This is a genomic window from Roseovarius gaetbuli (assembly GCF_900172365.1).
GTDB classification, from domain to species: domain Bacteria; phylum Pseudomonadota; class Alphaproteobacteria; order Rhodobacterales; family Rhodobacteraceae; genus Roseovarius; species Roseovarius gaetbuli.
In genome coordinates this window covers 24,780-33,729 of record NZ_FWFJ01000044.1, presented here as the reverse complement: position 1 = coordinate 33,729, position 8,950 = coordinate 24,780, and the positions used below count along the sequence as shown (strand labels likewise).

At 58.8% G+C, this 8,950-nt stretch carries 6 protein-coding genes; all 6 read left to right on the top strand.

Annotation, left to right across the window (positions count from 1 at the left end):
* The first annotated feature begins 186 nt into the window (after positions 1–186).
* Entirely contained in the window at positions 187–1,014 is an 828-nt protein-coding gene (locus tag ROG8370_RS16565; protein ID WP_085828280.1) for a sulfotransferase family protein, read from the top strand.
* A gap of 159 nt (positions 1,015–1,173) precedes the next feature.
* The gene (locus tag ROG8370_RS16560; protein ID WP_085828279.1) at positions 1,174–4,020 is read left to right on the top strand and encodes a calcium-binding protein; all 2,847 of its coding nucleotides are present in this window, start codon (positions 1,174–1,176) and stop codon (positions 4,018–4,020) included.
* Between the two features lie 167 nt (positions 4,021–4,187).
* On the top strand, positions 4,188–6,500 hold the full coding sequence (locus ROG8370_RS16555; RefSeq protein WP_085828278.1) for a glycosyltransferase family 2 protein: 2,313 nt from the start codon (positions 4,188–4,190) through the stop codon (positions 6,498–6,500).
* A gap of 148 nt (positions 6,501–6,648) precedes the next feature.
* Complete coding sequence (locus tag ROG8370_RS16550; RefSeq protein WP_085828284.1) at positions 6,649–7,416, top strand: hypothetical protein; 768 nt, start codon at positions 6,649–6,651, stop codon at positions 7,414–7,416.
* Between the two features lie 10 nt (positions 7,417–7,426).
* Complete coding sequence (locus tag ROG8370_RS16545) at positions 7,427–7,669, top strand: hypothetical protein (RefSeq protein ID WP_212580097.1); 243 nt, start codon at positions 7,427–7,429, stop codon at positions 7,667–7,669.
* A 6-nt stretch (positions 7,670–7,675) separates the two neighbouring features.
* The gene (locus tag ROG8370_RS16540; RefSeq protein ID WP_085828277.1) at positions 7,676–8,941 is read left to right on the top strand and encodes an AMP-binding protein; all 1,266 of its coding nucleotides are present in this window, start codon (positions 7,676–7,678) and stop codon (positions 8,939–8,941) included.
* Positions 8,942–8,950 lie beyond the last annotated feature (9 nt).

Below are 8,950 nucleotides of genomic sequence, written 5' to 3'. Positions count from 1 at the left end.
CCGCCTGAAACAAGCCGCCCGCAATCCCGTCTTCGTCGACAGCCCCCAGCACTCCAAAGCCATGCAAAAAGCCCTGGAACACCTCGTGCGAAACGCGTGAAAAAGCTCAAAGGCCGAGCGCCATGGGGCTGGTCAATCGGTTTGCCAGAGCCTAAATTCCGCGATGTAATTTGAGGATGTCCAGCCATGACCCAACAGCCTGTTATTCCGCCTGAAGGCGATCCACCAAGTAAAGTCGTTTTTGTAGGCGGCGCACCGCGGTCGGGAACCAGCGTGACCCATGCGCTTTTGTGTACAGCTCCGGCAGCCAACCGCTATCACCCCGAGATCAGTTATGTGCGGCCGGTTCTGGAATCCTATGGTGTCGGCATTGAGAAATGGCAGGGTCATACAAGCGGGTTCTTTCGCGAGCCCGAGCACTTCAAGCTGCACATCCGCAAGCTGGTCACCATGCAGCTGACCTATATTGCGCGGGTGCTGGCCTATCCGCGTGTGCTGTGCGTCAAGGACCCGTTGCTGACGCCGTATTTTCCGATGATGCGGGAGGTCCTCGGCTGGCCGTCGCAATACGTCACCGTGTTGCGCCACCCCCATAACGTTATGCGCTCCCTGCAAGAGGTGGTCGAGCGCGAGGGGAATGAATTTGACGACGAGCTGATCCATTTTGCGGCCCATGATTATCTTAACAGTTATGCCCACATCGATGATCCCATTCTCGAAGGTGTATTGATGTGTCTGCGCTACGAGGATCTGAACGAACCCGAGACAATCCAGGCATTGCGCGAATTCACGGGAATGCCGGGGATCAACCCGGACAACATCTGGAAAGAGGACGGCCACGAGACCACGGCCGAAGAGCAGGCTGATCCATGGTATTCACCCAAATATCACGGCAAGATCGACCTCTCGAGCCGTCTGTCTCCTCTGTCCCCACATATTCGCGAAGTGGTCAACGAGGTCTGCGCACCTCTTATGGAAGAGTTTGGCTACCTACCCGACGGCAGCTGTGAATGATGCGAAGCACATATGCCGAAACGTGTTTTAAAACTTATAAAATAACGTCTTAGATTTTCTTAATAGGCCTTGATAAAGTCTTAATTTGGCGAGGAGGCGTTAAGCCTGGTCACATACCTTGATTCACGCACGTGGGGGCGTGGTACAAGGTGTTAAACTATGGTGGGCTTGCGCTATATCGCAACGGTTTCCGTTGGCGATGACAGGTACTCTTCTGGTATTACCGACTTGTCGGTTGTTGCAACGACCACAGGAGCAAAGCTCTATTCGACAAACCGCCCGGGTGAAATAAACGGCGAGGTGCGCGGCGGGCTGGCCGCTTATGACGTTACGGGCCCGGGTGCGGCTCTGCGCATGTCCCAGCGTGATTTTGATGGCAATATCGGCCGTCTCGGGACGCCCAAGATAGCGGTTGTGTCCTACGACCAGGGCTCGTTTATCCTGCCAACCGGCGTGACAGCCGGGTATCAATCGGCCTGGGCGCTGAACGGAGACGGAAATCTCACCAGCGAGATGAATTTATCCGATAACAGTTTGTCGCTGTCGAATCTGTTGGCACTGACCCAGCTTGTCACAGGCAGTGTCGGCTACGTTGTCGCCAGCCTGTCTGGAACGGGCGGCATCGGTGTCTACAGTCTGGATGGTCAGGGCGGGATGTCACTGGAGGGGCGCGCCGACACATCAGGCCCTGATATTACCGACATGGCACAGATCACCCTTGGCGGAGCGGCCTTTGTGATCGGTGTCTCGCCGATTGACGACGTGATTGTCAGCTACCGTGTGGATGCGGGGGGGCAGCCTCGTGCCGTTGATCGCCTTGACAGTCTCGAAAGCGGTGTGGGTTTCAGCACTGCCCATTTGGTGGCAACTGCCACGGTCGAGGGTACGGGCTATGCCATTGTCGGCGGCGCGGGAAGTTCGTCGCTGACCGTGCTGCGCGTCACGCCGCAGGGTCAGCTGATCCCGGTCGAACATCTGGTAGACGGGCTGGACACCCGGTTTCAAAATGTCACTGCGCTGGAGACCTTTACCATCGGGGACCGCAGTTTTGTGCTGGTCGGCGGGGCAGACGACGGGGTCACCCTGATGGCGCTGCTGGGGGATGGCCGGTTGATTCATCTCGATACGCTTGCCGATACACAGCCGACCACCTTGCAGAACGTTACCGCCATTGCAGCCGTACAAACCGGTGCAAGCGCGCAGGTGTTTGTCACCAGCGAGTCAGAGACGGGCATCACACAATTCTCTTTTGATCTGGGTCAGACCGGCGTGATGCAGACAGGTGGTGCGGGGAGCATAACCGGTACGGCGGGAGCAGACGTTCTGACTGCGGGGTCTGGGACGACAGATCTCACCGGCGGGGCGGGAGACGATATTCTGCGCGCCAGTGCCGAGGGCGGGGACCTGCGGATGCTCGGCGGCCTCGGGGCCGATATCTTTGTGGCTGAACACAACGGGCACACCCTGTATATTGATGACTTTCAGCTGGGCTATGACCGCATTGATCTGAGCTTGTTTCCCATGCTGCGCAGCACGCAGCAACTGGAGATCACCCGCACCGGGCAGGGCGCAATCATCTCGTTTCGCGATACGGATATCGTGGTGCGGTCAAGCATTGGCCAGGCGATCGCACCGGAGAGTTTTCTGCATGAAGATATGCTGGCTCTGACGCGCTATGACCCGCCACAGAATCCACAGAATTTCACAGGTACGGCGCGCAGCGAACAGCTGGCCTTGGGCGGGCCCGGGGGTATGGCCCTGGGCATGGAGGGCAATGATACGATCACCAGCAGCTGGGGGGATGCCACGATCGGTGGTGGTGCGGGCGATGACCTGATTGTCGCCGGATCGGGCCGCAACTTGATTTACGGGGGCGCTGGATCGGACACGGTGCAGGGAGGCTCGGGCGCAGACGAAATTTGGGGCGGTGGTGTCGGCAACAACCGGCTGCTTGGCAATGAAGGAAATGACACGATCACCGGCGGCGATGGCGCGGATCTGCTGGGTGGTGGAGAGGGGGACGACGCCTTGTTCGGGGGGGCTGGCAATGATGAGATCTATCTTGGCGTGGGTAATGATTTCTCGGGCGGAGGGGCCGGTAACGACCTGATCATAGGCGGAGCGGGCACCAATCTGATCTATACCGGCCTGGGCCGCGACGAGGTTCAGGGGGGCTGGGGCCGCGACATCATCGTGGGCGGGGGCGGGCCCAACCGTCTCTTTGGCAATGACGGCAACGACTGGATGCGGGCGGGCGATGCGGGCGATCTGCTGGCGGGTGGTGCGGGCGATGATGAGCTGTACGGCGGTGCGGGCGATGATGCGATCTATCTTGGTTTGGGCAACGACTTTGTGGGCGGTGGGGCGGGTAATGACCTGATCATAGGCGTAGCGGGCACCAATCTGATCTATACCGGCCTGGGCCGCGACGAGGTTCAGGGGGGCTGGGGCCGCGACATCATCGTGGGCGGCGGCGGGCCCAACCGTCTCTTTGGCAATGACGGCAACGACTGGATGCGGGCGGGCGATGCGGGCGACCTGCTGGCGGGTGGTGCGGGCGATGATGAGATGTACGGCGGTGCGGGCGATGATGCGATCTATCTTGGTTTGGGCAACGACTTTGTGGGCGCTGGCGCGGGTAATGATCTGATCACGGCGGGCGCGGGGCGCAACACCATTTATGCAAGCATCGGCAACGACACGATCCATTCCGGCACGGGCCGTGATTTTATCTCGGGCGGTGCCGGGGCGGATGTGTTTGTCTTTGCCTCGGCGGCTCATGCGGGCAACGGGGCGCAGCGCGATTTGATTGCGGACTTTGTGCCGGGTCAGGACATGATTGATTTAACGGCCATGGGTATGAGCTTTGGTTTCAGTCTTGGACGCGCCGGCGTCACCACTATAGACGGTTTTGTCCTGGGGGATGTGAACGGGGACGGCATTCATGATTTCTCCATTCAGGTCTGGCAGGCTGGTTTGCTGGGTGTGGAAGATTTCATCTTGTAACCGCTGGCCTTGCGATCCCAGGCTATTCCGGCTAGGGAAAATGGCGGACAATTGTCGGCCAGCATGGCGCTGTGGAGTTGCAACTTTGCCCACTTTCTGGCAGGTCCTAGCCTGGGAAGAGGCATTGAAGGGCTGATACCCTATGTTCAATAAAATGGATTTTTGGAATGGCTGCTCTCCGTCCGACCGTCAGTGTCATCATGTTGTGTTACAACGAAGCGGTTTTTATCCGCCGTGCAGTTCGGTCGGTGTTGGCGCAAACCCTTGATGCGCCTATCGAGATTATTTTGGTCGATGACGGTTCGGCGGACGGCAGTGCCGGAATTGTACGCCAGGAAGTGGACTTGGCGGCGCGGACGAACATCCAGTTGACGATAGTGACCCACGAGGAGCCTACGGGCAATGCTGCCGCCTTTGTGACGGGTTTGAAAACCGCGCGGGGACGCTATTATCATGTGCTGGACTGCGATGATTACTGGATCGACCCCGACAAGCTGACGATGCAGGTGAACCTGATGGAGGCGCAGCCGCATCTGGGCGGTGTTGCGCACCGCACGATCATGCGCAACCAGATCGATCGCACCGAGAGTTTCCATCCCGAACACGAGCCCAGCAAAACCATTCTGACCTTTGAGGAAATCGCCGTTGAAGGTGTGTATTTCCACACCAGCGCCATGCTTTATCGCAACGTTTTCTACAACGCGGGTCTGGACAGTTTTGATATCCCTGAGATTTTCAACGAGGTGCGCGGCGACACGATCCGGCTGTACGTGCATGCCAGCCAGGGGCCGATCCTGTACATCCCGCAAAGCATGTCTGTCTATGACGACCATGGCGGCGGCATCTGGACCTCGCTTGACTGGCCGGGCAAACAGGACCTCTTGCGCAACCTGTACGACAAATTGCAAAAGCGCGGGTACCTGGCAGGCATGGGCGACGCCCAGGCGTCCTGCTATCTCAGCCAACGTTTGATGGAGATTGCAGCCTACGCGCCCGGCTCACTGCGCTCGGTATCGCTTTATCCCGAGCAAGTGACGACGCAGCCGCGGTACCGGCTGACCAACATCAGCCATATCGGCAGCCTGCGCGATCTGGAAATTCAGATCGACACGTTTGTGCAAAATGCCCAGCATGAAGACGGCCTGCAAGTGTTGCAGCGGCTGCTGACGGCGATCAGTTATGACGTCAACCTGCGCAAGGCCAGCCAGTTCCGCCGCATCGCGAGCTTTGAGGTGGATTGGCAGTGTGAGCGCCTGGGTACTCTGATCGGTCAGAAATACGATGTGTTGCCCGGGGCGCCTGCCGGTGATCCCGATGGTCCCGTCGTGTTTTTGGTATCGGGTGTGGTCGACGATGCAGAGGGGTTGTGGCAGGAAACGAAAGACATCATAGATCTGTTTCGCGGACAAGCCGAGATCAAGATCTTGTCGACCGAACTGTTGACCAGTTCACCGGAGCTTTGCGCTGAATTGCAAGAGGATGGGATCGAAGTCCTGCGCAACAACGACACCCTGCAAGAGGAGAAAGCCGCTTGGGTCATGTGGTATCTGGCCAAGCAAAAAGCGTGCCAGATATTCGTAAACCCCGCGCGAAACGATGTGGCGCTGATGGCGGGTTTGCGGCGCGAACATGCCGCACGGATCCATCTGTTGACGGCTCTGGGCTACGGCTTTTCCCTTGGACGGCTGAGTGGGGTGATCGACGGTTTTATCGCGCGCAGACCTTACGATATTTCCTATTACGCCAAGCTCACACCGGGACGCGAGGTGATCTATATCCCCTCCTATTCGCGCGGGACGGCCGCACAGGACTGGCCGGACGTAACCGAACAGACGCCTATGGTCAGCATCACAGTCTGCTCAGATGCATCCAAGATCGAACAAAACTACGACTACCGTTTTGATCGGGCGATTCCCGCCGTGCTGGAGTCAGGGGTGCAAAAACACATCCATGTAGGCGATTTGTCGGATGCTGTTCTCAACCGGATCAGGAAAGAGCTCGCTTTCCGCGGCTTGCCCATCGAATGCTTTGAGGTGCATCCTTATCCGGAAGATTTGCCCGCGTTCCTTCAGAGCTGCGGGGCCACCATATTTATGCAAACCTTCCCGCTGCCCGAACACCGCCCCATGCAGGCGGCTCTGGCCGCAGGCCTGCCGGTGATCTTGCACTATAGCTATATGCATCCGATGCTCGCGCTGGATGATATGTGCTACCCCGGCGCCCCGATCTGGAGCACCATTCAAGAGCTGTCGCATATTTTGCGCCATGTCGATGTAACGTGGATGGCCGAACACCGCGCAGGTATCAAGGATCACCTGTCGCGCAGCGGCTCTGCCCAAGCGTTGCTTGAGCATTTGGGCGAGAGCCTTATGACGCCTGTGACGGGTGAAGACATTCCCGATATCGTTGTGCCTGAAACCTATCACGAGCTGCGCAGTCTGTTGACGCAGATGACGTCTTTGACAGTGTTTCGACGGTAAGCGCTCCGGCGTCTTACGCGTGCAGGTGCCTTGGCTTTCGTATCCTCTAAAGATAGATACTGATCTCAAGGCATATTGAGGCTGGGGATTTTGTCAAATGCGACAAATGGTTTATGCCGCTGATCAACGACACGAGTGGATTTTTTTGATGTATGATACGCTTATCAGTTCAGAGGCCCGGATCGGGCAAAACGTACGCTTGGGCGCATGCGTGCGCATCTACGGTAATGTCGAAATTGGCGATGATTGCCAGATTGGTGATTTTTGTGTGATCGGCCACCCCACAGCGCGCGCCGATTCTGCGCCGCTGCGTCTTGGCGCCGACGCCAACATCCGCTCGCATGCGGTAATCTATGAAGGCTCCGACATTGGCCCAAAGCTTGAGACCGGCCATCATGTGGTGATCCGTGAAGGGTCGATGATTGGTGAAAACCTGCGGCTTGGCAACTTCTCTGATATTGAGGGGACGTGCAAGATTGGCGATTTTGTCCGCATGCATGGCTATGCCCATGTGGGCAAACATTCCATCATCGGTGATTTTGTCTGGCTGTTCTCGCTGACCACTTTGATGAATGACCCGCTGCCCCCCTCGCATCTGGAAGCCCCGGTCGAGATTGGCGATATGGCCACGGTTTGCGTCAACGCCCAGCTGATGCCTGGCACGCGCATCGGCCGCGGCGCCTTTGTCGCCGCGGGGGCCACGGCGCAGGGTGACATCCCCGCAGGGGTGATCGTCACTGGCCCGGACAGCGAAATCGCAGGCCCGGTGCGGTTCATGATGCATATGCAAACCCGCACGCGCCACCCATGGCCGCGCCATTTTACCGACGCATATCCCGAACATGTCCGCGACCGTATCACAGCGCTTGCCGCCGACATCGAAACAGAAGCGGCAGATGCCGCGCAATTTGACTAAGGAAGACCTAATGATCCGTAGCGACATTCTTGATCTGATGAACATGGTGATGAAAAAGCGCGGTCGCGAGCCGTTGGCCGACGAGGGGCAAAGCACCCGTGAGGCAGGCTTTCGCAGCCTCGACTTTTCCGAGGTCGCGCTGCGCATCGAATCCAAAGTGGGCCGCGAGCTGTCGTTTGAGGCAGCTTCCATGCGCCAGATCGAGACCGTCAAAGACGTGCTCGACTTTTTTGAAGAAGCCATCAAGGGCTGATCTGTCATGGCGTCGATCCTCCTCCGGAACCGGTTGTTCTTTGGCGCGGATGCGCCTTGCACTTGGGCAGACCTGCTGGAGCAGGGGCAGGCATGGGCGGGTGATCCGACCGGGTATGCCGACCGCCGCGTTGTCTTTGTGGTCCCTGATATGCGTCATGCCTGCATGGCGGTGGCCTACGGCATGGCGCACTCTCTGGACTGGGGCGTGATCGAGGCGGCGCGACTGAGCGAGGCGGTCGAGGAACGCTTTGCCGAAAACGGCGTGCATCTGATCGAGGCAGGCTCGGGTGCCGTGCTGGGCAGGACGCCGCTACCCGCGCAGGTGCAGCCGGGGCGGGTGACGGTTCTGACCTCCGGCACTACGGGGTTGCTCAAACTGATCGCCCATACCCATGCCTCGCTGAACACCTTTGACCGGGTGACAGACCTGCCTGCCAACAGCTGGTTCCTGCCCTATCAGATAGGATCCTATGCGTGGTACCAGATGGTTGCACTAGGGATGTTCGTTGCGGATCAGGATCTGATCCCCGGCGATTTCAGCGATTTGGCCGAGAGCTTCAAAACCGCTCTGTCGCGCGGGCTTGTCACAGCGATCTCTTCGACGCCCACGTTCTGGCGTCACGCGCTGATGTCGCTGGACGAGGCGCTGTTGGCCAGCGCTGATATGCGCAGCATTTCAATGGGTGGTGAGATCGTGGATCAGCCCATTCTGGACCGTCTGGCAGGGCTCTATCCAAGCGCGCGGATCAAACATATCTACGCCTCCTCCGAGGCGGGGGCGGCAATTGTGGTCAGTGACGGCAAGGCAGGCTTTGACGCAGCACTGCTGGCGGACACGGACAGCCGCACCATCGCTATCAAGGTTGAGGATGACCGGCTCTATATCCGCTCGCCTTATGGAAATACCGGCGATCAGGGCGGCTGGATCGACACCGGCGATCTGGTCGAGACGCGCGCCGGGCGCGTCTATTTCTGTGGCCGTGCGGGCAACACGATGATCAACGTAGGGGGGCAGAAAGCTTTTCCGCCCGACATCGAGGGGCATCTGATGGCGCATCCAGAGGTGGTCTGGGCGCAGGTCACCGCGCGGCGGGCACCGATGGTGGGCAATCTACCCGTGGCCAGTGTAGTGCTGCGCACCCCCATGGACGAGGCGGACGCCGAACAGATGCTGATCACCCATTGCGAAGGCACACTGGCGGAATATGCCGTGCCGCGCCTGTGGGATTTCCCCAAACAGATACCCATGCGCGCCAGCCTCAAAAGCTGATCCGGCGCG

What these genes read in the sequence shown, in the direction of transcription:
- ROG8370_RS16550 (WP_085828284.1), top strand. Translation starts at nt 6,649, where the DNA reads ATGTATGATACGCTTATCAGTTCAGAGGCCCGGATCGGGCAAAACGTA.
- ROG8370_RS16555 (WP_085828278.1), top strand. Translation starts at nt 4,188, where the DNA reads ATGGCTGCTCTCCGTCCGACCGTCAGTGTCATCATGTTGTGTTACAAC.
- ROG8370_RS16565 (WP_085828280.1), top strand. Translation starts at nt 187, where the DNA reads ATGACCCAACAGCCTGTTATTCCGCCTGAAGGCGATCCACCAAGTAAA.
- ROG8370_RS16540 (WP_085828277.1), top strand. Translation starts at nt 7,676, where the DNA reads ATGGCGTCGATCCTCCTCCGGAACCGGTTGTTCTTTGGCGCGGATGCG.
- ROG8370_RS16545 (WP_212580097.1), top strand. Translation starts at nt 7,427, where the DNA reads ATGATCCGTAGCGACATTCTTGATCTGATGAACATGGTGATGAAAAAG.
- ROG8370_RS16560 (WP_085828279.1), top strand. Translation starts at nt 1,174, where the DNA reads ATGGTGGGCTTGCGCTATATCGCAACGGTTTCCGTTGGCGATGACAGG.